Here is a 19444-nt window from a genome sequence, read left to right as displayed (position 1 = left end):
TCCCGGAGGGTCCGAACGCCTGAGCCGGTGGTGAGACCGGGGAAGGGCACCCCGGTACGGGCCCTTCGCGAGGGCGGGATACGGCGCTCGGTTCCGACCACCGCCGGATCTCTCTCGCAAGGAGCCACCACTCCGTGTCCAAACGACGCGACAAGCGCGCACGACCGCGCCCCGGACGGAACGCCGACGCGTTCCGCTGCCTGCACTGCCGCCTCGACGTGCCGATGAGCGCGCCGGGTACACGGCATCGCAACCACTGTCCGAACTGCCTGTACAGCCGGCATGTCGATCGAGACGTTCCAGGCGACCGTGCCGCCGAGTGCGGCGCGCGCATGGAGCCGATCGCGATCTCGGTGCGCGGTGACGGCGAGTGGGTGATCATCCACCGCTGCACCGCCTGCGGTGAACTCGGCGCGAACCGCACCGCGGGCGATGACAACCCCCTGATACTGGTACGCCTAGCCACCCGCCCGCTGGCGGCACCGCCGTTCCCACTGGAGCGGCTCGCCGCGCTGTAGCGGGTCTCGCGCCATCCTGCCCCGGCCGCCCGGGACCGATTCCTGCCCCGGGCGGCCGGGCCGACTGGGACCGACCGGTCGCCGTGACCGAGGGATCGGCGGCCGCAGCATGGTGATGGGGATTTTGCCGCCGAAACGCTCCGGCTACCCGCCATCCTCCGGTGTCCAGGGAGCGCCCTGGGGGAAGTCGGTAGGTGCCGTCGGTTTTTCTCCTACGGGCGTCCCCCGGCGGGCTGCCGCCCGGTCTCGCTGCTCACCGGGGCGGCTTCGGCAGCGGTCGCCGCCTTGCGGCGTCGTACATAGTGGACGGTCCACACCGACAGCAGCGCAATCGTGATAACCGTGATGGCCGTCGACAGCCCGGCCATGACGTCGACCGGTAGGGCGAAGACCAGAGGCAGCCGTAGCACCGCCTCGGCGATCAGCCCCGACCCCCACACCAGGGTCAGCCGCACGAAGGCGGAACGGAATCCCGGGTCGCTGGGCCACCGCGCGTCCCACGCGGCCAGCCGCCGTGGGTCGTCGGCGTTCATCCGGCGGGCGAACGTGTAGACAAGCGGCCGCCCGACCGCGCACGAGCCGAGAAACCCGGCCCCGACGGTGGCGGTGACCAGCGAGTCGCGCACCAGCATCATCCGGGCGTCCGCGGTGATCAGGCCGAGCACGAGCGCGACGACGAAGACCGCCGCCATGAGCACGGAGAAACCGTCGAGGCGGCGTTGCCGGACGGCGATGGTCAACAGGCGGAGCACGGCCGCGACCGCACCGGCCGCCAGCGCGATGAACGCGTCGAAGCCGAGCAGGCGGGCGGCGTAGAAGGTGGCGACAGGCAGCCCGACATCCCACATCAGCCCGGTGACGAGGGCGCGCGGTTTCACCGGTCGCCTTGCCGCGTCGAAGGGGTGGCCGGGGCGAGGAGGTCCGTCGCGTCGAGCGCGCGGGTGGACGTCGAGTCCGAGAAGGCAGCGAACATGAACGCCAACATGACATGTCTAGTTTGTACATGTCAATCTCTTACATGTACCTTAGAGACATGTCACTGCGGTACGCGCTGCTCGGGATGCTGGCCTACGAACCGTCGAGCGGTTACGAGCTGAAGAAGATGTTCGACGGCGAGCTGGGGGAGTACGCCTGGCACGCTCCGCACACCCGCATCTACCCGGAGCTGGCGCGGTTGGCCGGCGAAGGGCTGATCGAGGTGGCCGAGGAAGGGGCCCGGGGGAGGCGCACCTACGCGGCCACCGACGCCGGTCGGGCCGAGCTGCACCGCTGGCTGTTCACGCCGTTGGAGGAGGGCCGGGCGCGCAACGTGCATGTGCTGCGCCTGTTCCTGCTCTCGGCGCTGGAACCTGAGGACACACGGCGGCTGCTGCGTTCGTACGCGGACGACAGCGAGCACGAGGCGGACAAACTCGCCGCGGTCGCCGCCCACCTCGACGCCGAGACGCCCGCCGGCGAGCGCCCGCCGTTCGGACGGATGGCCGCCGAGTTCGGGTTGCGTATACACAGCGCCCGACGCGATTGGGCGCGGTGGGCGCTGGAGCGGATGGGCTGACCCGGCGGCGGGTCGGCGGTCGGCGTCGGGCGCTGGGGTGCCGACAGCGCTCACTCGGCCGAGGTCAGCCAGAAGCTCTTGTCGGAAAACTGCATGTCGTCGAGCATGAGCGCGAGTCGGCCGTGGTCGTCCTCGGTCGCCCATACACAGGTGATCGGCTCCTCGTCATCCGGTGACGCGAGCTGCACCTTGTCCATCTCGCAGCGGACGTGTTCGCTCCCGGTCTCGAACCGGGCGACGTCCTCGACCGCGTCGCGGACGACGTGGCGCCCGTCGAGCGGCTCGAACTCGGACATGATCGACCCGACGGAGACGTCCCACTCGGCGCTGACCCCGTCCACGGCGACCGTGCAGGTGACGTCCTGCGAGCCGAATCCGCCGGTCCCCTTGATGCCGGGGCAGTCGGCCTCGATTCCGTCGCCGTACCACCGCGCATAGACGCTGGTCGTCTCGATGAGGGACCACTCGACGCGCTCGGTGATGGGGGCGTCCTCCTTCGGCTTGGGAGGTAGCTCGCTCTTGTCGAGTTCGGGCGAGGTCTCCGGAACGGGCCCTGCGCGCAGCTCATCGGGGTCCGGCCCCGAGCATGCGCTCAGAGCGAGGGCGGTTCCGAGAGCGAGGACTCCGTAGGACGCTGACCTTAGGGCGCGAACGGGAGGAGGGAGCATCATGTCCTTTTCCAACACACAAAAAGCAAAACGGTCAGTGTACGGGCGTTTTCGAGGGTGGTGTGACGGGCTGCGTTCCACTGTCCCGACATGACCGCCACCTCGCCGACCGCGACCCCCGTGCCAGCGTCCGCGTGATGGAAGGCCAGTGGAGCCGCTCGTGCCGTACAGAGCCCCTTTCCCAGTGGGGTCGAACCTGGCGAGGCAGCCCGTGTCGCCACCGGTGGCCAGGTCTGAATCAGGGGTGACGGGCCAGCGGCAGTGGCGGTCGATCCGATCATGGACGCGGAGTGCGGGGCCGGACCGGCGTATTGGCAGCACCCCGCGCCAGCGCATCCGGGGCTCGGATCCTAAGCTCGTGATCATGCAGCAGCGAACCATTTTCATCACCGGTGCGAGCGCGGGCTTCGGCGCGGCGATCGCCCGCCGTTTCGCCGCCGAGGGCGCGCGGATCGTGGCCACCGCCCGGCGGGCCGACCGCCTGGACGGCCTACGCAAGGAGCTGGGCGACGACGTCGTCCTGCCGGTCGCGCTGGACGTGCGCGACCGCGCCGCCATCGAGCGGGTCGTCGGTGACCTGCCGCCCGCCTTCGCCGATGTGGACGTACTGGTCAACAACGCCGGACTGGCGCTGGGCCTGGAGCCCGCCCAAGAGGCCGATCCCGACGACTGGCAGCAGATGCTGGAGACCAACTGCGCGGGGCTGATGCACTGCACGCGTGCCCTGCTGCCGGGGATGGTGGAGCGCGGCCGTGGGCACATCGTCAACATGGGGTCGATCGCGGGGAGCTACCCCTATCCCGGCGGCAACGTCTACGGCGCGACCAAGGCGTTCGTGCAGCAGTTCAGCCGGAACCTGCGGGCCGATCTCCTCGGCACCGGCGTGCGGGTCACCTGTGTGGAGCCCGGCCTGGTCGGCGGGACCGAGTTCTCCAGCGTCCGTTTCGGCGGCGACAGCGAGCGCGCGCAGGCGCCCTACGCGAACACCGAACCGCTCACGCCGGAGGACATCGCCGAGACGGTGCACTGGGTCGCGTCGCAGCCGCCGCACGTCAACGTGAACAGCATCGAGTTGATGCCGGTCTCCCAGGCTTTCGGCCCGATGCGCATCCACCGCACCGAACCGTGATGGCCCCGGAGCGGTTCTGGAGCCCAGACGCGTCGGTGATGTGGTCGTGCTCCTGCCGGTCGTCGGGTGGGGACACGCCCATCAGCCACCCGTACGTTGGCTGCGCGGACCCGCTGTCCCCTGCGGCGTGATTGCTCTGGCCCCGCCCGGCGAGCGAACGCGCCCTGCGTGTCATATGCGTATTCGTCTCTTTGTGGGCCCATCCGGCGCCGGTCAGTGGTGAGCTGTCGGCCTGACGCGGTCACGGGAGGGGTGAGACGGCCTTCCCCGCGAGGTCCGCGGCAGCGTAGCGATCGACGAGGGGAAGCCGGACCAGGCCGACGGCTCCACCCAGATGCCTTACGGCGACATGGCCGTTGACGGGTTCGGAAGAAGGCAATCGAGGCGAAGTCGGATCCGCTGAGAACCCTCCGTCCCTATTCCCGGTGTGCGGCGGCTTCGGAGAGGATCGTGCCGAATTCCTGCTGCTGATTGGCTGCCGTCTTTGGCGGCTTTCTGTTTGCAGCCGTCGAAGCACGGAGCCAACTTGGGTGAGCCCGCACCGTGGTCGGACCCGACGCCCCGGCCGGAGCATGCGTCTACCATCTCGTAGCCCGAAACGTCCGATCAACCCGAGATACGCCTCGGAGAGGCTCCCGCGCGGCTTTCCGCCCGCCACCGCGGATCAGGAGTGCGTCCGGCACGCCATTTCCTTCCGCCTGATCCCCTATCACCGTTCCTGAGGGGGTGCTTATCCCGGAGTCTGATCCAGCACAGACCGCCTGGCCCAAGCCAGCGTCTTCGTGCGGCGGCTGGGCCGGGCCGCCGCCAATGGCCGCGCGGGACACGGCTCGCCCCATCAGTCGCACGCACACGGAGGCCACGTGCTTTGGATGGAGTAATAGGCGGGCAACGACCGGATGCGGAAACATATAGTTAGCCTGTGGGCGCGAATGGTTATAAGACCAGGAGAACCATTAACCTGATTCTGCGAGGGGGCGTCGCAGAGTATCGGCTCACGCTGGAAGCAATAGACGAGTAAGACCCGTCTCCGGGATAGACCGTCGCAATCGGGGGTGTTTGACGACGAGTTCGACGTCAAGCTGTTCCCCGTCGAGCTTCTCCACGTTCGTGAAGTGCCGGTGCGAACGGGAGGGGCGCTCCCACGGGGCTGCCCGCGGACACCACACTGTCCGGCGTGCCGGGTTGATTCGTCCGCGACTCCGCACGAGTGGAGTCGCGACCTGAAGGGGAGGGGTGTTCCATGGCACAAAAGGTCGAGGTCCTACTCGTCGACGATCTCGACGGGGGCGACGCCGACGAGACGGTGAAGTTCGCGCTCGACGGCAAGAACTACGAGATCGACCTGTCCGAACGCAATGCGAAGAAACTGCGGGACGCACTTGCGAAGTTCGTCGGAGCCGGCCGCAAAGCGGGCGGCCGAGCCGGCGGACGCGGCAAGGCCCGCAAGGCCGCTCCGGCCAGCGGTGCCGACACCGCCAAGATTCGCGCATGGGCCAAGGAGAAGGGCTACGACATCAGTGAACGAGGCCGCATTCCGGCCGAGATCCGCGAGGCCTACCAGAAAAAAGCCGCCCGGTAGCCCGCGGAGAGCCCGGGTAGCGGTCACCGAGCGTTGCCAAAGTGACCGTTACCCACGGCGGGCGGCGGACAGCGGCCGCGGATGGGGTGGCTCGGCAGCGCGGGCTCATTCCGGTGTGCGCTTGACCGCACATCATTGCCGCACGGGGGACCGGAACCGGCCCAGCTCGGCGCTAGGAAGCCGGGGCGGCTCGGCGAGCGCGCAGGCGGCGCAGCATGCGAGGGTCCTGGAAGCCGACCGCTCGGGCAGCGCTGTCGACGGTCGCTCCGTGGGCGATCAGGTGCTCGGCACGTTCGACGCGCAGCATGTGTTGGTAGCGCAGCGGCGTTGTGCCGGTCGCGTCGGTGAATCGCCGGGTGAGGGTCCGTTCGCTGACCCCGCAGGCGGAGGCCAGGTCTCCTAGGCGCAGCGTCGCGGTGTAGCGGGCATCGATGATGTCCTGGGCGCGGTGTGCGGTGTCGCTCATGTGGGAGCGATACCGAAGCATGGCGCTGACCTGCTGGTCGTGTCCGTTGCGCCGCGCGTAGACGACCATGTTCCGGGCCACCTGGGCGGCCGCGGCCGGGCCGTGGTCTGTCGCCACCAGGTGCAGGGCGAGGTCGATGCCGCTCGCGATACCGGCCGAGGTGGCGACCCGGCCGTCGGTGACGTAGAGGACATCTCGGACAACGGAAGCGTTGGGAAAGCGGGCGTCCAGTCGATCTTGCAGCTCGTGGTGGGTGGTGCAGCGGCGCCCGTCCAGGAGGCCGGCGGTGCCGAGCGCGAACGCTCCCGCGCAGACGCTGGCCACCGCCCCTCCGGCCGCGTGGTGTGCTGCCAAACGTCGGGCCTGGTCCGCACTGACCCATGCCGGCGGTTCGGCGGGACCGTGCCACTTCCACCCCGGGACCAGCACCAGGTCGGCGGGGCCGAGGCCGGGCCAGGTGGTCGACGCGCGCAGCGTCACGCCCTGGGCGGTGGGGACGTCGGCCCGCTCAGCGACGTAGTCCATGGCATAGGCGTGGCCGACCTCGTCGGCGGTTGAGAACACCTGCGCCGGCCCGGCGAGATCGAGCAGATGGACGCCCGGCATCAGCAGGAAGACGACGCGCCGCACGATCCGGTCACGCGCGGTTCCCCGCGGTCGGAGCGGCCCCAGTGATGTCGTCGACGGTGCGGATGGCGGCGAAGCGCCCGGCGAGCGCGTATTCGGTTCGGGCACGGATGTCATCGGTGGACAGCGTACGCGGGTCGGCCAGGACCTCCGCCAACGTGCGCCCCGAGGGAGCGTCGCGGTGCTCGCGTGGCGTCGTGGCCGTCGCGTCGATGGCGAAGGTGACGCTGTACCCCAGGTCCGAAGCCAGGCGGGCGGTGGTCTCGCAGCACTGCTCGGTGCGAACGCCGCAGACCACCAGTTCGCCGATCCCCCGGGCGGTGAGGCGGCGCTGCAGGTCGGTGGTGGTGAACGCGTTGTGCGACGTCTTGGTGAGGACCGGCTCGCCCCCGCGGGGCTCCAGTCCCTCCATCAGGCGGACGTGCCCGAGGTCGGGGTCGAAGACGGTGCCGCTGCCGGGCTCGGTGTGCAGGACCCACACGACCAGGTCACCCTTGGCGCGCGCATCGCCGACGAGCCGCTGGACGGGACGGGAGATGTCCGGATCCGATGCTGCCTGCCAGATCTCTAGCTGGCGGAAGGACTCCTGGACGTCGATGGCGATAACGGCTCTGTTCATGTCGGTGATCCTCTCGCCGCCGACGCATTGGGGAACAGGCACGTTCGGGACCGGAACCGGAACGATCCGGTCAGACGCGACCACGCTTGCGGGGCCACCGCGCACCTCCACGGGGTGCCGGTCCCCGGGCGACGGCGTCGCCCGCTCCCACGGCAGGAACAGACCGGGCGCTCCGGTGCGCGACCAGAGGGGCATCGTCGTTCATCGTGGGGAAGATGGCGCCGGCGGCGCGGTACCCCGTTGGCCAGACGAGGGGTAGGAAGCACATGCGCAGGCGTTGGGAGCAGCGGGCGCACAGTGTGGCCTATGGCAGTTTCCGGGCGGTCTCTGACGGCCCGGGGACACTAACGCCCTGGGAGAGAAGCAGCATCTGGCGCTCTGGTGGTGCTCAGCCGTTCCAGATCGCGGGCCAGGTGGGACCGGTGGAGGCGGCGGGTGCGGAGGAGGCGGGTGATGTCCGCGCGGGTGTCGTGTGACAGCTGGATGTGGAAGTAGTTGATGTGCTCCAGGAGCGCGAACGCCCACAGTCCGGCGCCGGGCCACACATGCGTCCATGGCCCCCCGATGGCGAATCCGGCGCCGATGACCGCGGCCCCGGCGGCGAGCAGGGCGACGTTGGCGGTGCGCAGGTACCGGAAGACCGTGAGGCCTGCGGGAAGCTGTCGGCCCATGCGCAGGTGCCGGTACTTCAGCCACCAGTAGGCGCCACCTTCGACGAGGATCAGCGCGAGAAGGGCGAACCCCGTGAGGTTGGCCCCGGTGACGGGCATGTGCCACACCCAGGCAGCGACGGGGAAGATCACGAGGGCGTTGAGCCATTCGAGCAGGGCCAGGGTGCGCATGCGGTCGAGGGCCGGGGAGGAGAGGCGCGGGCCGGACATGGGTGGGGTCCTCGTTGGGCGGCGATGGGGTGCGGTAGGTGGGTGTCGTGCCGCCGATCAGGACGGGGCACTGGATCGGATCAGGTCGACCAGTTCGGGCCAGGTGTCGGCGCGGGTGGCCCAGGGAGGGACCTCGGTTGGCGGGCGGTGGTGACCCAGTCCCCCGGTGAAGAGGTAGCGGTGGGGGACGGTCGTGAGGTGCTCCAGTACGTCGAGGCGGTCGTCGACGAAGTGGGTCACCCCCAGCTGTGCGCACACGGGTGCCTTGTCGGCGCGTTCCGGCACGAAGTGCAGGTGACTCGCGGGGATGCCGGTGCGTTCGGCGAAGCCGTGCTGGTCCAGCCACTCCCGGGTGCGCTGGGCGGTCGCGGGCTTGGCCTTGGACACGATGTGGACCCGCCCCGCGAAGGGCGCTGTTGCCAGTTCCGCCAGGGCGTCGAACGCGCCGTCCACGGCCGGGGTCTCCATGGGCCGATCGCCGAAGAACGAGGTGTCCTGGCCGTCGGCGACGCGATCGATGATCACGCCACCGACATCCACGCCAAGAACGAGTGGAGGTCTGTTCCCTCTGCCTGCCATGCGGGTTCCGTCACCTGATTGCTGTCGGGTTAGCTCTTGGAAGCGTAAGTCCCGTCGGCGATGGTGCTCACCCCTGTCCCAGCGGGGGGTAACGACTCGGCCGAAAAGCGTGGCCCGAAACCGGTCGGATGCGATGCGCGCGGACAGCCTGCCGCTCTGCTCCGCGATGTGGCGGGCTTTCGACGTCGGCCACGTCCACGCCGGCGGGTACTCCCGGGGCCGCCGTCGCACGGGCCCCATTCACCCGCCCTCTCGCGGCTCCCGGCCGACGCGGATGGCGGCGCCTGTTCACGCGACGCGCCTGATGGCTGGAGTTCGGGAAAGAGCCCCGCCGCCTGGGCCGTCCGTTGCGAAGGAGGGGGATGGCGCCGGGCACTCCACCTAAGCCGTCCACGGAGAGCCGGTCCGGATGCCGCTCCCCCTCCAGCGCGTCGTGGGGTCGGACGCGTGCTGTGCGCGTCCGGCCCGGGGTGAGTCTTGCGCAGCCCACCCCGCATAGTCAACACTGAATCGTCTGTAGTAAACACTTTGTCGAACAAGTGCGATTCGTGGTTGCAGGTGGGAGAGGGGGCGTGGGCCGTGATCGCAGCATCTACGCTCTGCACTATGACCCCGCCTGAATCTTCGCGCCTCCGGCGCAGTCAGAGCGCCGAGGACAGTGCCGCTCGGCGTGTACGTCGCCAGCTTCAGCTCCAGCAGAGCCTGGCCGACCTTCTTCGGCACAAGTCGTTCCGCGACATCTCGGTCACCGAGGTCGCCGCTGGCGCCGGCATCAGCCACTCCAGCGTCTACACCTACTACGGCGACCGCGATGCCAAGACCGAGATCCTCCGCGACGCCATGGACGCGCGGTTCGCCGCCCTCATGGCCCGCGTCGACCTGCGGTTCGGGAGGATGGAGAACTTCGAGGAGTACATCGGGCGACTGCTCGACGACATCATCGGCTTCTCGGAGGAGTCCGGCGGGCTGCTCGGGGCGGCGATGGCGGCTTCCTGCGAGGCGAAGGACTCGGAGCCGGAGTGGTGGGCCGGACACATGGCCCCCTGGGAGGACGCTCTGTGCGAAGCGGTCGAGGAGGCCAGGTTCGCCGAGCTGCTGCCGAAGGACGCGGGTCCGGTCCGACCGCTGGTCCAGATGATCCTGGGCATGGTCTTCAAGAGGTGCCACGAGGTGCTGGCCGCCCCGCACACGGACGCGGACCGCTCGGAGCTGCGCGAGCTGCTGCTGGTCGCCGTACTGCGGATTCTCGGCAAGCCATGCTGATCCCGGGCCCGCGGGTCCACCGCAGGAGGGGGTGAAGGCCGCCCGAGACGTCGCCGCGTCGGGTCGCGGGCGGCCTTCACCCTCCCCTCGTTTCGGTAACGACGTGATGACGGTTGTGGCATCTCCCGGCCACCGCGTGCCGCGGGATCCACGTGGTTCGGCGGAGTTGACGACCCCGATCCGGCCCGGGACGTACGGGGCACGGACCGGGAGATGAGGTGACCGCGACACGCACTGGGCCGAGCCGGACGTGGGACAGACGCTCCCCGCCGTGGAACCCGGCTGCTCTCCGAGCCGGCAGCGACTTCCTCGGTCACCGGGGGTAGCGCCATGTGCGAGGGGTGCAGGCACCACTCGTCACGTTCCCGCATCACCACTCAGGGAGGGCAAACCCCCTACCCCGCACTGGCATGCCTGGAATATGGCCTGGTGAGCCGCATGATCAATAGATTCGGCGGCATGAGCACAAGCGCGGTGAGCACTCCCTCCCCACCAACGACCCCGCAGCGACGGATCCTCGACCTCGATGCGTTGCGTAGCTTCGCGCTCTTCGGCATCTTGATCGTCAACATCGGCTACTTCGCCTCGGGCTACGCCTTCCACGAGGTGCAGGACCCGGCGTTCCCCTCCCTGATCGACAAGGGAGCGCACTGGTTCGTCACGATGTTCTTCGAGACCAAGTTCTACCTCCTCTTCTCGTTCCTGTTCGGCTACAGCTTCACGCTGCAGCTCGACTCCGCCGAGCGAAAGGGCGCCGACTTCACGTGGCGCTTCCTGCGCCGCCTCGCCGGGCTGTTCGTCATCGGCGCGCTGCACGCCGTGCTGCTCTTCCAGGGCGACATCCTGACCACCTACGCCCTCCTCGGCCTCGTCCTTCTGGCCATGCGCCGCGTGAAGGCGCGCACCGCGCTCATCACGGCCGCGGTCCTGGTCGGACTCGTGGTCATCCAGTTCCGCTGGCTGGCGCTGAGCGGAATGGCGCCCTTCGACGCCGATGCCGCACGCGCCGCCGGCAGCCAGACCACCGCCGCACTGGCCGGAAGCCCCCTGACCGTGATCGCGGAGCACGTGCAGGCCCTCCCGCACATGGCCGTCGCGCTGGTCGGTATGCAGGGGCCGGTCGCGCTGGCCGCCTTCCTCGTCGGCCTGGCCGCCGGCCGACACCGGGCGCTGGCCGACGTGAGCGTGCACGACCGGGCGCTGCGCCTCATCCAGTGGATCGGATTCCCTGTCGGCCTCACCGGCTCCCTGATGCTCGCCGACATGGGCGGGACCAGCGACCTCTACGCACTGTCCATGGTCATCCTCACCGGGCCGTTCCTGTCGGCCGCCTACGCCGCCACCCTCCTTCGGTTCTTCCAGCGTGAGCGCGGCCAGCGACTCGCCGCGGCGCTCGCCCCGGCCGGCCGCATGGCGCTGTCCAACTACCTCGGCCAGTCCCTGGTCTGCGGGATCATCTTCACGGGGCTCGGCTTCGGCCTGGTCGGCCAGGTCGCGCCCCGCTACGTGCTGCTCATCGCGGTCGCGATCTACCTGCTCCAGCTGTGGGCGAGCGCCCGGTGGATGGCCGCGCACACCTACGGCCCCGTTGAGTGGGTCCTGCGGGCCGTGACCAACCTTGAGCGCCCGACCTGGCACACCGCGGACGCGACGACCGCAACCACAGCTCCCCTGGCTCGCCCCGATGGTCCGGCCGAGGGCACCCGGCCCGGCGCGGGTGCCTCCGCCTCGGGCCGGGACGGCTCCTGCGGGGTCGGATAGTCCGACGCACCGGCTGCCGGAGCCGCACATCGTGCACGGGCTCCGGCGGACGGCGGGCCGGGCCCACGAGGCCGCTGTCGCACCGCCGGGGCCTACTGTCGTCGCCGACGCGGTGGGGCCGCCGACGCGGGGGCGCCATCCCGAGCGCGGTGCCGTTTGCAAAAAAGGCACGCGGCCAGGGCGTGGACCCGCCCCGTGCTGACCGATCAGTTTTCCCTTCAGTTTTCCCTCAGGACGCGGTACAGCTCGCGGTAGGTCGCGGCGATCCTGGGCCAGGTCCGCTGTGCCGCGACCTCCGCGCGGCCCGCCTCCGCCAGGGTGCGGCGCAGCTCCGCGTCTCCTTGCACGCGGTCCAGCGCCTTGGCCAGCGTTTCGGCGTCGCCCGGCGGCACCATCACGCCCGCGTCGCCTCCGCCGAGCAGTTCCCGGAGGGCCGGAAGGTCGCTGGCCACCACGGGGCGCCCCAGGGCCATCGCCTCCACGGGTTCGAGCGGCGTCGCCAGGCGGCACGCCTGCGTGTCCTCCCTCGGAACCACGAAGACGTCGAGCGCGGCGTACGCGCGTTGGGCGTCCCCCGGACCCACCCGCCCGGGCAGCACGCACGCGTCCTGGAGCCCCAACTCCTCGACAAGCGAGAGCAGGCGCGGCCGCGCCGTACCGTCCCCGACCAGCAGCACCCGCACCGCGACGCCCATGTCGCGCAGGAGAGCCGCCGCCTCGACCAGCACGTCAAAGCCCTCGTCGGGCACGAGGCGGGAGACCGACCCTACGACGAACTCCTCCGGCGCGATGCCGTGTTCGCGTCGGAAGCCCGCGCCGTCGGGAGCGGTGTCCAGCAGCGCGGGATCCACCGAGTGCGGGGCCAGCACGATGCGGTCCGGGGCCACACCCCGCGCGACGATCTCCTCCCGCATGGTCCGCGACGGCGTCACCACCGCGTCCGCGGCGCGCATCACCTCCGCCGCGCGCTGGACGGCCAGCCGGTGCCGCTCGCCGCCTTCGGCTCCCGCCCCCGCCGTGGACGGTGACGCCTCCTCCGCGAGCCCGCGCACCTCGTAGACGACCGGAATCCCCAGCCGCGCGCCGACGTCCAGCGCCACCGACCCGTTGCGGTGGTCGCTGGCGGCGTGCAGGGCGGTCGGGCGCAGCCTGCGGGCGACGTCGGCCGCTTCACGCGCCGACTCCTCGACCCGGGGGCCGAATCCCTCGTGCGGCCCCGGACCCGGGCCCAGCCGGTGGTAGGGGATACCGTCCACCAGCACCCGTTCGGCCGTGTCGGCGCCGCCGCGCGGCCAGCCCGCGAATGTCACCACGTGCGGGTCCAGCCCGGCGTCGCGCTGCGCTGCGGCCAGGCGGTGGGTGCGCGCCGTGCACTCGGCATCGGCCTGCGGAAGCGCGGTGGAGACGAGGTGCAGCACCCGCCCCGGTATCCAGTCCATGGCGGGGGCCTCCAGCTTGGGCCGAACCGGCAAGGGGCCCAGCGCCGCGCGCTCGCCGAGCAGGTGGCGGTAGAGCCGCTCGCAGAGCGCGTGCGCGTCGGCGTAGGGCGCGACCTCGGCCAGCGCGTCGCCGATCCGCCCTTCCTCGAACAGGGTCTGACCGCCGCGGTACGCGCTCGCGCCGCGCAGCGGTGCCTCGTAGCGGGCGGGCACGCGCGGGAGCCGACGCAGCACCGCCTCGCTCAGCCGCGGCTCTTTCACCGCGGTCAGGACCGCGGCCAGCCGGTGGAGGAAGCGCCGTCCCCGTGGCGTTGGCTCACTGGCTTGCTCGGCCAGGTACGGCGCCAGGTCTCGCGCGTCCGTCGCCCGTTCCTGGGCCGCCAGCAGCAGGAGGGCGACGGCGGGCAGCCGTGGTCGGGAACGGTCCCGCGGGCCCCAGGCGAGGCGCAGGAGCGCGTTCGTGACGCGGTGCGGCAACCACCGGGCGATGTGATACGAGCGCCGCACCAGCACGTCGTAGGTGTCGGCGGCGCGGGAGCGGGCGCGTGCCGCCAGGCCGTCGGCGGGCGGGGAGTCCTTCACCATTTCGACCACGCTCCGGAAAGCACACGGCGCCAGAATCGGGAGCTCGGGGAGCGGCGCAGCCAGCGCAGCTGGCGCTGGAAGCGATTGGCACGGGCGCGCTCGTGCGCGGCTCGGCGCTGGGCGGCCGCCAGCTTCTCGCCGCATTCGCGGCACGCGGGTGGCTCTTTTCCGTTCTTGCCCCTGGGTGGGACATCGACGAACACGCCGGTCCCGTCCACCCACCGGACCCCGTAGATCTCGTCCACGATCTCGTCCACGTCGTTCGTTGTGGCGCCGAGCCGGTACGCGCGGGCGAAGGCCGCTGTGCGTTCCAGGCGAGGGTGCGCCCCGCCGTCCGGGGGAGTGGGCAGCACAACGCCGACCAGCCCGGCCTTTTCCTTCTCGGCGATGTCGATCAGGGTGCTCAACGCGTGGTGCGTGGGTCGGCTGCCCGCGGGCAGGGTGAGCCGGAAGGGAACGGAGCCGTCCCGGACCGGCACCGCGTCGCTCAGGTGGACCCTGCTGTCCACCCGGTAGGTTTCCCGGAGCAGGCGCAGTTCGATCTTGGGGTCGTCGAGCGGTGCGCGGGAGGGGTCCGTGTCCAGGGCCGTCCATGGTCCGACGAGGACGACGCGGATGTCGTCTGTCTCCCCGGTGAGCAGCCGGTCCACCGTGTCGCAGACCTGCTCCCAGGGGCGGTTGTAGACATGGACGATGACCTCGGCGTAGGGCACCTGCCACTGTCGGCCCCGGATGTCGCGCCGCAGAGGGGAGTCAGCGATGCGGTGGCCGATGTAGGGGACCCGGTAGCGGGTGCCCTCCTCGCGGCGCACCCGCATGCTCGGCAGGCCGAGGTGCCAGCCGCTGGAGTCGAGGTCGGGGACGAAGACCGCGCCGGCCTGCGCGAGCCGGTATCCCAGTTCGGCGTCTTCGCCGAGAACCAGCGTGGGGTCCATGCCGCCTACGGTGTCGAAGAGGTCGCGGCGCACCGAACAGCTGGCCCCCGTGAAGATCCGGTAGGCCTGGGCCCCCTCGGACCGCAGCCTGTTGGTGCGGGCGAGGATCTTCTCGATCCACAGTTCCCCGCCGCTGTCGTGGTCGAAGAGCTCGGCGGCGCGCCCTTCGCGCACCGCCTCGTAGACCTGGTGTGGCGTGCGGCTCTCCGGCGCGTAGTCCACGAACCGCTTGTCGCCCAGGACCCCGAGGTAGTCGGCGAGGTGGTGCCAGCGCAGCTGCGACTCCACGTGATCGCGGTAGACCACCATGTCGGAGTCGAGGCGGAGGACGACCTCCCCGTCCGATGCGGCCACGCCCGCGTTGACCGCGTGGCTCGGACCCCAGACCCGGGTGTTCGGGCGGATGATCCGGGTATCGTCCGGCCGGATCTCGGGGAGGGACAGCGGGGGATCGGTGCCGTCGTCGACGACCACGGTCTCCATCAGGTGCGCCGGGTAGGTCTGCGCGGCGAGGGACGCGAGCACCAGGCGCAGCTTCTCCGCGTTGCCGTAGGCCGGAATGATCACGGAGACGCCCAGCGTCGGTGTCCAACCGCCGATCGGCGGTGGCCGCAGCACGGAGTAGTCGTTGCGGCGAATCCGGGGCTGGTGGTCGGCGGGGTCCGCCGCGCCACCGCTCCCCGCCCCGCCCCCGGGCTCAGGCGATGTCGTGTCGACGACCGTCACGTTCTCCCCCGATCTCCTGCGCGTGGCTCATGCGCGCTTCCCGCGGCGTGGCGAACGGCTGCTCGCACTCCAGCAGAGCGCTGGGCCGCCACCCGTACCACTGCTGGCCGCCGCGGCGCAGGTAGTACGCGGTGCCCTCATCCCACAGGTGGCCGGATGATCCAGAGCGGCGCGTCACGTAGCCGAGTCCGTGTGTCCGGTAGATCCGGCCGCCGGAGCGCGCGACGTTGAGGAGGAACTGGGAGTCTTCGGAGACGGTGATCGGCCGGAACGCGACGAGGTCCTCCACGACGGCGCGGTCCATGCCGATCGTCCCGCCCGATACGAAGGTCACGGGGCGCTCCGCCCAGTTCGCGCGGCGCAGGGTCTGATGGAAGTCGACCAGGTAGACGTATTCGTCGGAGCAGCCGAAAACGTCGGCTCCGGAGTAGTCGCGCGCCAGGAGCAGGTCGGCGAGGTGGTCCGGCGAATACCAGTCGTCATCGTCCATCTTGGCGATGACGCTTCCCCCCGCACGCGCCGCCAGCCGGTTGAGCACAGCGCCGAAGCGGGTGCCGCTGTCGGCGATATGGACGGTCAGCTCGCGACCGGTGGCGCGGAAGGCGGAGACCGCCGCACGCACCTCGGGGAGGTCGGGGTCGCACCCGTGCAGGCCGAGGACCACTTCGAGGTCGACGCCGCGCTGGCGGGCGACCTGGTGCAGGGCGAAGTCGAGCATGTCGGGCCGCCGGGTGCACAGGATGACCGAGACGGTGGGCGCAGGGGGAGGGGGGAACCCGGCGCGGGCACCGATGCGCCGCCACCGCGCCATGGTGCCGTGTGTGCGCAGTGCGGCGCGGCGCAGACGCACGCTGTGCTCCTCGCGGGTGAGCGGGTCGGCGAGATCGTCCGCGGTGACCGAGGTGAGAAGGGACCGCAGCTCCGCACCGAGGCACCGGCCCCACCGGGGCACCGACGCGCTGAACACGGGCACGCCCCCGGCGGCCAGACCGGCGACCGCCCGAACCGCGGCCAGCGGACCGCTGTGCCGCCCCCAGTCGACGCGCACCCCGCGCAGGTAGCGGAGGCGGTCGAGGTCGACGTCGGTGATGGTCCCGGAATCGGGTACACGGAGAAGTTCGGTCTTGCCGACGACGACGGACCAGCGGTCCGGCCGCGGGACCAGACCGGCGACGCGCGAGCTGTCCGTCGGCCGGAAGCCCTTCGGGTTGACGACGCGCTCGTCGATGGGCGGAACGTCGTCGACCTCCAGCGCGCCCGGCCGCAGATCGCAGACACGCGTTTCGTCCCCCGCATGGCCGAATCGCGCCCACGACAGCGAGGCGATCGTCGGACGGTCGACGCAGTCGACGTGGTCGTCGGTCCACGGGGGCGGATGGCTGGTGTGGGTGCGCAGCGCGATGTCCGCGATGGGTGCGACTCGGGCCAGGGGCACGGGGCCGCGCGCGCCGACGCGCACCGCCGTGGGGTCTCCCGGACGCCACAGCGACGCGTCCGGCCCGCTGAGCGCCACCAGGGGTGCGGCGTTCGACTGCCGTCGGCCCCCGCCGATCGATCGCGCGACGGCCAGGACCGCCTCTCGGACGGCCACCGGTTCGAGGAATCGGAACTCGCAGCTCCAGGCGTCGTCCGCGTGTCGGTGAGCGCGCAGGTCGTGGAGGAGGTCGGCCCATTGGTCGAGACCCGGCGCGGCCGGGAGGGGCGGTGTGCCGCCCTGCGGGAGGGCGGCGATCCCGAGGACGACGTGTGCTGAGGGCGGCAGCGCCTCGGTGAGGACGACAGCGCGGCGCAGGTCGGTGGGCGTCGCCGCGACGAGCGCGGCCACGCCGATGGGCGAGGGCGGGCCGGACGGGGTCTCGGGGGGCTCGGGGAGTCCGCCGTCCAGGTCGATCACGCGGCAGTCGGCGTAGGGTGCTCCGTCCGGGAGCTGGTCCAGGGCCGCCGCACCGCCGATGTGGCACAGGAGCGCGGGCTCGTGCCGGGACGACAGGTCCAGCGCCGTGCGCAGCTCATCGCGGATCACGGCGTTTCCTGTTTCCAGGTGAAGACATGGACTCCGCCGGTTTCCCCCGGCAGGCTTTCGCGCTGGAGGACGGGGTCCTCGGCCATCCAGTGGTCGCCCGCGGTCGCGTCGGCGCCAGTGGCGTCGGTGGTGTCGGCTAGGACGATGAGCGCGGTTGGCGAGCACCGAGGGAAGAGGACGGGGCCGGCAGGGTAGCGCGCCCGGGCTCCCGCGTCGGTCGGCGGCCCGTCCACGAACAGCATGTCGATTCCGGAGAGGTCGTGCACGGCCTCACGGTCATACCAGCGCCAGGTGGGGGCGTCGGCGCTGGCCGGAGTGGCGCCGTCCTCGCCCTGCTCTCGCTGCCACTCCGTCAGCGGCGCGCAGCGCACCTCGATGATGCCGTCCAAGCCGTGCGCGGCCACCATGTCCCGGGCCAGGTGCGCGTAGCGCTCGTCGTGTTCGAGCGTCACGAGTCGTCCGGTGCCCGTCCGGCGCAGCGTCTCGCCGAGCCAGATGCTGCTGGTCCCGCTCCCGCACTCGACGATCAGTTCAGGCTGGCGCTCCAGGATCGCGAGGGCGACGAACCGCTGGACGTCCGGCGAGGTCGCCCAGCCGCGAGGAGTCGGCATGTACGGGCCGAACCGCACCAGGTCATCCGTTTCCGGGGCCTGTTCCCGCAGCGTGTCGCCGGGGTCGGAGCCGTCCTCGCGGAGTGGTTGGCCGGAGATTCCTGGGAAATGCCCGAACTGCTGTGATTGCGGGGAGTCCGCGGCTCCCGAGCGTATATGGTCCAGATTTCCATGAATTTCCCGCACGGCCGCGCGCACACGGTCGAACGATCCGGCGAGTTCGGCGCGCGTGCCCTCGATAATCTCGGTGAACTCCACGCGGTGTTCGCCGATCGCCTCCGACATACTCCGCGTGTTCTTGTCGAGGGTGCGGCTCAGTCCTCGTATCTGGAGCAACACGCGGCGCACCAGCAGCGCGAGAATGCCGAGTACGAGCCCGACCGCGCCCAGGGCGGCGAGCCCGAGCGCCACCGCCCACCCCAGAGCGTCGGCCGTGCGCACAGTGGCGAGCAGCCCAGCACCGCCAACCGCGCCGACCACGAGCAGAGTCAGGAGTCGGGTCCGCGGTAGCGGCATGGTGGAACCCCCGTGATCGAAGAAAATCTCTGTGTCCAAATGCCCGCGACCGATGATTGCCTAATGGGCGCTGTGGCAAGGGAACTCGGTCGGGATTCCCCACACGCTCCGATATCGAATCGGAGCTGAATCGACAGTGCCAATCGGCAGCATGCTAACCGGGTCGGCCCGCGGTCAACAGGAAACACGCCCTGCACCTCCCCACGCGCCAATGATTTATGGCTTGGAATGTCGACATCGACGCGCGCGCGTCCTCTACCGTGGTGTTCATGACTTCGATCAACCCCTCCGCCGAAGTAAAAGCGAGCATAATAGGACCCGAGGGACTTCCCGCGCGTATCGCCGAATTGGAACTGGGCGGGAAAACCGAGCAGGAACTGCGCGACCACCCGGAGGAACGCGGTGAGATCCTGCTCGACGCCGCGGCCGTCCTGCGGGGCGACGGCGAGTTGACCCGGGCCCTCGGCGTGTACCAGTACCTCATCGAGGAGGCGGTGGACCGGGAGGACGCCCAGTACGCCACGGTCGGCAAGATCGACGTGCTTTTGGAGCGGGGAGACGGGACCGCCGCTGACGCGGAGCTGCGGGAGCTGTGGTCCCGAGGGCCGATGGAGGGCCCCGCGGTCCTGCTGGGGGAGCTACTCGAAGGCAACGGACGGATGGAGGACGCGCTGAGCTGGTTCGACTTCGCCTGCCGCGGTCACCTGAACAGCAGTGTCGAGCAGCTGGAGGATGTGGACCTCGCGTATGTGCCGGAACTGGTCGGACGTGCCCGGGTGCGCGGTGCCCTCGGCTACGCGTCGGACGAGTTCGACCTTCTGGTTTGCACTCATCGGGAGAAGTGGCTCGGCGGGTAACCGCCCGGAGTTCGCTGCGAAGCGCCCGCGCGTCCCCCCGGGTTTCGGTCAGGCTTGGGTATCACGGACGGCACCCCAAAGAAGTGAGGGGGCGTGGACCCGCT

The 19444-nt window shown here is 70.6% G+C and carries 17 protein-coding genes; 7 read left to right on the top strand and 10 right to left on the bottom strand.

The window, feature by feature from the left end; all coding sequences use genetic code 11:
- The first annotated feature begins 134 nt into the window (after positions 1–134).
- Positions 135–518: an RNHCP domain-containing protein gene (locus tag ABD259_RS20080; protein ID WP_344101761.1), complete on the top strand. Its 384-nt coding sequence runs from the start codon at positions 135–137 to the stop codon at positions 516–518.
- Between the two features lie 212 nt (positions 519–730).
- Here ABD259_RS20080 and ABD259_RS20075 read toward each other — a convergent pair whose 3' ends face one another.
- Positions 731–1396 carry a VC0807 family protein gene (locus tag ABD259_RS20075; protein WP_344101759.1) on the bottom strand — a complete coding sequence of 222 codons (666 nt, stop codon included), beginning with the start codon at positions 1394–1396 and terminating at the stop codon, positions 731–733.
- Between the two features lie 155 nt (positions 1397–1551).
- On the opposite strand from ABD259_RS20075, the gene ABD259_RS20070 reads away from it, so the two are divergent.
- Complete coding sequence (locus tag ABD259_RS20070; RefSeq protein WP_344101757.1) at positions 1552–2073, top strand: PadR family transcriptional regulator; 522 nt, start codon at positions 1552–1554, stop codon at positions 2071–2073.
- Between the two features lie 50 nt (positions 2074–2123).
- Here the strand turns inward: ABD259_RS20070 and ABD259_RS20065 are convergent, their stop codons facing one another.
- Complete coding sequence (locus ABD259_RS20065; RefSeq protein WP_344164509.1) at positions 2124–2744, bottom strand: hypothetical protein; 621 nt, start codon at positions 2742–2744, stop codon at positions 2124–2126.
- Between the two features lie 361 nt (positions 2745–3105).
- Here ABD259_RS20065 and ABD259_RS20060 point away from each other — a divergent pair, with 361 nt between their 5' ends.
- Positions 3106–3870 carry an SDR family oxidoreductase gene (locus tag ABD259_RS20060; RefSeq protein WP_344101753.1) on the top strand — a complete coding sequence of 255 codons (765 nt, stop codon included), beginning with the start codon at positions 3106–3108 and terminating at the stop codon, positions 3868–3870.
- Between the two features lie 1243 nt (positions 3871–5113).
- A complete protein-coding gene (locus tag ABD259_RS20055; RefSeq protein WP_344101751.1) occupies positions 5114–5452 on the top strand; it encodes a histone-like nucleoid-structuring protein Lsr2 in 339 nt (112 codons plus the stop codon).
- A gap of 172 nt (positions 5453–5624) precedes the next feature.
- On the opposite strand, the gene ABD259_RS20050 is transcribed toward ABD259_RS20055, so the two are convergent.
- The 4 genes from ABD259_RS20050 to ABD259_RS20035 form a co-directional block, all read right to left on the bottom strand.
- On the bottom strand, positions 5625–6548 hold the full coding sequence (locus ABD259_RS20050; protein ID WP_344101749.1) for a GlxA family transcriptional regulator: 924 nt from the start codon (positions 6546–6548) through the stop codon (positions 5625–5627).
- A gap of 7 nt (positions 6549–6555) precedes the next feature.
- A complete protein-coding gene (locus tag ABD259_RS20045) occupies positions 6556–7164 on the bottom strand; it encodes a cysteine hydrolase family protein (protein ID WP_344101747.1) in 609 nt (202 codons plus the stop codon).
- Between the two features lie 344 nt (positions 7165–7508).
- Positions 7509–8045 carry a hypothetical protein gene (locus ABD259_RS20040; RefSeq protein WP_344101745.1) on the bottom strand — a complete coding sequence of 179 codons (537 nt, stop codon included), beginning with the start codon at positions 8043–8045 and terminating at the stop codon, positions 7509–7511.
- Positions 8046–8102: 57 nt separating this feature from the next.
- Entirely contained in the window at positions 8103–8570 is a 468-nt protein-coding gene (locus tag ABD259_RS20035) for a hypothetical protein (protein WP_344101743.1), read from the bottom strand.
- Between the two features lie 660 nt (positions 8571–9230).
- On the opposite strand from ABD259_RS20035, the gene ABD259_RS20030 reads away from it, so the two are divergent.
- Together ABD259_RS20030 and ABD259_RS20025 are read left to right on the top strand one after the other, a co-directional pair.
- Positions 9231–9887: a TetR/AcrR family transcriptional regulator gene (locus ABD259_RS20030; RefSeq protein ID WP_344164506.1), complete on the top strand. Its 657-nt coding sequence runs from the start codon at positions 9231–9233 to the stop codon at positions 9885–9887.
- Positions 9888–10346: 459 nt separating this feature from the next.
- Complete coding sequence (locus ABD259_RS20025; protein ID WP_344164503.1) at positions 10347–11648, top strand: DUF418 domain-containing protein; 1302 nt, start codon at positions 10347–10349, stop codon at positions 11646–11648.
- A gap of 218 nt (positions 11649–11866) precedes the next feature.
- Here the strand turns inward: ABD259_RS20025 and ABD259_RS20020 are convergent, their stop codons facing one another.
- The 4 genes from ABD259_RS20020 to ABD259_RS20005 are packed head-to-tail and all read right to left on the bottom strand — an operon-like array spanning position 11867 to position 18483.
- The gene (locus ABD259_RS20020) at positions 11867–13672 is read right to left on the bottom strand and encodes a glycosyltransferase family 4 protein (RefSeq protein ID WP_344164500.1); all 1806 of its coding nucleotides are present in this window, start codon (positions 13670–13672) and stop codon (positions 11867–11869) included.
- Positions 13666–15333: a glycosyltransferase family 2 protein gene (locus ABD259_RS20015; RefSeq protein ID WP_344164497.1), complete on the bottom strand. Its 1668-nt coding sequence runs from the start codon at positions 15331–15333 to the stop codon at positions 13666–13668. The genes ABD259_RS20020 and ABD259_RS20015 overlap by 7 nt, the downstream gene beginning before the upstream one ends.
- Complete coding sequence (locus ABD259_RS20010; RefSeq protein ID WP_344164494.1) at positions 15305–17356, bottom strand: glycosyltransferase family 2 protein; 2052 nt, start codon at positions 17354–17356, stop codon at positions 15305–15307. The genes ABD259_RS20015 and ABD259_RS20010 overlap by 29 nt, the downstream gene beginning before the upstream one ends.
- Positions 17353–18483: a class I SAM-dependent methyltransferase gene (locus tag ABD259_RS20005; RefSeq protein ID WP_344101733.1), complete on the bottom strand. Its 1131-nt coding sequence runs from the start codon at positions 18481–18483 to the stop codon at positions 17353–17355. The genes ABD259_RS20010 and ABD259_RS20005 overlap by 4 nt, the downstream gene beginning before the upstream one ends.
- A gap of 269 nt (positions 18484–18752) precedes the next feature.
- On the opposite strand from ABD259_RS20005, the gene ABD259_RS20000 reads away from it, so the two are divergent.
- Positions 18753–19340 (top strand): tetratricopeptide repeat protein, encoded by a 588-nt coding sequence (locus ABD259_RS20000; protein ID WP_344164491.1) that lies wholly within the window; start codon positions 18753–18755, stop codon positions 19338–19340.
- Positions 19341–19444 lie beyond the last annotated feature (104 nt).

The sequence above is a fragment of the Nocardiopsis rhodophaea genome (genome assembly GCF_039530945.1).
In the GTDB taxonomy this organism is placed as follows: domain Bacteria; phylum Actinomycetota; class Actinomycetes; order Streptosporangiales; family Streptosporangiaceae; genus Nocardiopsis_C; species Nocardiopsis_C rhodophaea.
Note: the sequence above shows the minus strand (reverse complement) of the source record. Positions and strands in the feature narration are given on the sequence as shown.

What these genes read in the sequence shown, in the direction of transcription:
- ABD259_RS20040 (WP_344101745.1), bottom strand. Translation starts at nt 8,045, where the DNA reads ATGTCCGGCCCGCGCCTCTCCTCCCCGGCCCTCGACCGCATGCGCACC.
- ABD259_RS20045 (WP_344101747.1), bottom strand. Translation starts at nt 7,164, where the DNA reads ATGAACAGAGCCGTTATCGCCATCGACGTCCAGGAGTCCTTCCGCCAG.
- ABD259_RS20005 (WP_344101733.1), bottom strand. Translation starts at nt 18,483, where the DNA reads ATGCCGCTACCGCGGACCCGACTCCTGACTCTGCTCGTGGTCGGCGCG.
- ABD259_RS20055 (WP_344101751.1), top strand. Translation starts at nt 5,114, where the DNA reads ATGGCACAAAAGGTCGAGGTCCTACTCGTCGACGATCTCGACGGGGGC.
- ABD259_RS20060 (WP_344101753.1), top strand. Translation starts at nt 3,106, where the DNA reads ATGCAGCAGCGAACCATTTTCATCACCGGTGCGAGCGCGGGCTTCGGC.
- ABD259_RS20070 (WP_344101757.1), top strand. Translation starts at nt 1,552, where the DNA reads ATGTCACTGCGGTACGCGCTGCTCGGGATGCTGGCCTACGAACCGTCG.
- ABD259_RS20025 (WP_344164503.1), top strand. Translation starts at nt 10,347, where the DNA reads ATGAGCACAAGCGCGGTGAGCACTCCCTCCCCACCAACGACCCCGCAG.
- ABD259_RS20065 (WP_344164509.1), bottom strand. Translation starts at nt 2,744, where the DNA reads ATGATGCTCCCTCCTCCCGTTCGCGCCCTAAGGTCAGCGTCCTACGGA.
- ABD259_RS20020 (WP_344164500.1), bottom strand. Translation starts at nt 13,672, where the DNA reads ATGGTGAAGGACTCCCCGCCCGCCGACGGCCTGGCGGCACGCGCCCGC.
- ABD259_RS20030 (WP_344164506.1), top strand. Translation starts at nt 9,231, where the DNA reads ATGACCCCGCCTGAATCTTCGCGCCTCCGGCGCAGTCAGAGCGCCGAG.
- ABD259_RS20000 (WP_344164491.1), top strand. Translation starts at nt 18,753, where the DNA reads ATGACTTCGATCAACCCCTCCGCCGAAGTAAAAGCGAGCATAATAGGA.